The organism is Scytonema sp. PCC 10023, assembly GCF_963920835.1.
GTDB lineage: Bacteria > Cyanobacteriota > Cyanobacteriia > Cyanobacteriales > Nostocaceae > Kalymmatonema.
The window spans coordinates 1-2,535 of sequence record NZ_CAWUDP010000253.1; the positions used below are offsets into that span (position 1 = coordinate 1).

Here is a 2,535-nt window from a genome sequence, read left to right on the forward strand (position 1 = left end):
TCATGTCATTTCTCAATTTTAAACTGTCTGATTATTTCTGTCGCACAGTACTAGACGCAGCCCCATCATGCAACTTCTGTAAGAAGGAGGGTCAAAAGTCAAATATGCTGATAAAATTCGACGACTAAAAGCGTCGGTTAATAAGGTTAGCCAGGGTTTTCCTAGTAATCTTCCTGTCGCGGTTGAGCGTAATTCGATATCAAGCTCAGTATGGTCTATATGTACTACCTCATAGGGACGAATCCCATGAGGGTGTGTACTTTTTTCTAGTTCCCATACAAAAGGCTCTGTTGCATATGCGGCTTTTGCCCCCTGACGCTTTAAAGTCTGCTCGTGGATTGGGCGTTTTTTTAGACGTTGGTAAAAGGTGCGGTTACTCAGAGGTTGTATATTTGATGCAATACAAGCTCTGACATATGCCCGATATACTGAAGCAGCTGTTGCTTGTCTTGGTGTCTCAAAATGCTCTCTAATAAATTTATCTAATAATTCACTTGAATCAGTTGGCGCTTTTGGTCGGCGATTCCCTTGTTTGGTTTTACTTCTGAGCAAACCAACATAACCGCAACCATAAGTCCTTTCTGCCTCACGGAACTGCTGTACCCATCGTCGCAAGGTACGAGGGTTAATGTCAGAATAGATATCTGTATGTCGTTGAAAATATGCTTGTACTATATTAAATTTTCGATTTGCTTCTTTTAAGTCCTCTGGAGTTGCGCTATCCATCAAAGCACGTACAGTTTCATTTCTGGCTCGGTCTGTAATGCCCTCATGGACACAGATTGCACCACTATCAAATAACTTGAGAAAAAATGCTGTTGGTAACTGTATTGGTTTCCCAGACTCTGGTAGCAACGTCGTTGTGGTCTCACCTAAGTTGACTAAAGTCCATAACGACTTATCCCACATTAAGACTGTATTTGGTAAGAGTTTTGTCGGATATATCTTGCTGCAAAGAGCGTCCACAGAACTCTGAGCATGGGTGTAAGCGTCATGAGTTTGTTGGTCTATCCACAGTCGTGTCCGCCAATGTTCAATGATGTGTACATCTGACAAATCTACGTAGAGTTGCTCTGTGGCAATCATTATATATACATCATTAGCACATACTCCTTCCAACTCAGATAGTAATGCAGCAATTGTGATGCCAAGATTTTTTTGTACTAATTGTGTAATCTCTTTTGCATGAAAAGTTATCAAAGAGGATTTGTTTCCATAGTAATCCTCCAAAAATATCAGGTTTTGGGTAAATACGGGATGCAACTCGGTATCAGTGCGGACGCAATATTTTAGACCAAATTGTGATGCGTGAGCCTCTCCTGGCGGACAACGCCAACAACCAGATGCGGTTTTTTGATAGCGTCCGGGATATTTCTCGGCTAACTTCTCTAATTCTGATGCTGTTTTCCACTCCTCCCAGCACGCACCATCATCACGTAATACAAAAAAGTCTGGGGTATGATAGTGACCTATATTACGTCCCGATTTATTTTTATACTGGATTAGAAAGGGTGGTGGCTGGTCGTAGAACTCTAAAACTTTGGGGTCGTGTTCCATATGGTAAATTGCCCACAATTCCACTGTCCGGCTCTCGAATTGGATTGTCAGACCCATTTTCCGGCTTGGGTACACCCCGCAAACGTTCTTGTTTCTTCCTTGTACTCTACGTGAGGGCGGGGATGACCGAATCACAGCAATCAAATCAATTGTTTGTGCCGAATAATGCTGTAAACTGCACCAATACTCAAACTCATCTCTATTCATTGGTTCAGAACGGCACTTTTGTGCCTTTAAATATTGGGACACAACGAGTTGAAAACCCACGGTTGAAACCTAAAAATCCAAGACACGCGCTTTATATGAACCATAACTTGTCCCTTTGAACCATATTTTGTCTCAAAGTTGAATAAAAAACAAGTGATTTTACGCTCAGTTTTTTTAGTAGTGGTTTTACAACTCTAGGACTTATTATGATTCACAATTCAGACACGCGGTCACGCTTTGATACAAAATGTGATCTGGCATTTTGGCTGTAAACCCTGCTTTTACGTTAACTGTTGGTCACGCTATGGTTCAAAATTTGGTCACCCTATGGTTCAAATCACAAATGCGAACGTCATTTGTCGCTCGTATACTCGTAAAGCCGCAGAAAGGGCAATTTTAGGAGTTCTTAATACAACGCTTGATCCAACTCTTTTGTCATTAGCTATGATACGCTCAATTCCGTTGTTTGGAGGATTTGCAGAGCCGTTGATGACGGTTATTGGCGTAAGGCTAGAGAAGCTGTCACCTTGTGCCAACTGGCTGAAATCCTCTCAAACAGGGAATTTCAGCATCACTTTGTCATAAATTTCTTGAGCTTCGCCAATACTTAGCCGTGAATATACTTCCAAGGACTGCCGAGAAGAATGTCCGGAATAGGGTTGAATTAATGCATCATCAATCCCTTGTTTTTTCAACCAGGTCAGCAGAAAATGACGTAGTAGAATATAATCGCTAAAAACCGTATAAAATGACAAGGAGTGCTGACCACAA

General features: G+C 41.5%; 2 protein-coding genes and 1 pseudogene. 1 reads left to right on the top strand and 2 read right to left on the bottom strand.

Annotation, left to right across the window (positions count from 1 at the left end):
• Positions 1 to 18 precede the first annotated feature (18 nt).
• Positions 19 to 1,824 (bottom strand): TnsA endonuclease N-terminal domain-containing protein, encoded by a 1,806-nt coding sequence (locus ACM0OZ_RS48430; protein WP_414590088.1) that lies wholly within the window; start codon positions 1,822 to 1,824, stop codon positions 19 to 21.
• Between the two features lie 267 nt (positions 1,825 to 2,091).
• On the opposite strand from ACM0OZ_RS48430, the gene ACM0OZ_RS48435 reads away from it, so the two are divergent.
• Positions 2,092 to 2,349, top strand: coding sequence for a hypothetical protein (locus ACM0OZ_RS48435; RefSeq protein WP_414590089.1), 258 nt, complete (start codon positions 2,092 to 2,094; stop codon positions 2,347 to 2,349).
• Here the strand turns inward: ACM0OZ_RS48435 and ACM0OZ_RS48440 are convergent.
• Positions 2,316 to 2,535, bottom strand: a pseudogene (locus ACM0OZ_RS48440) (hypothetical protein); the annotation flags it as partial. The gene ACM0OZ_RS48435 and the pseudogene ACM0OZ_RS48440 overlap by 34 nt on opposite strands.

Excerpts from the sequence above, each read along its gene's own strand:
- ACM0OZ_RS48435 (WP_414590089.1), top strand. The coding sequence starts at position 2,092 with ATGGTTCAAATCACAAATGCGAACGTCATTTGTCGCTCGTATACTCGT.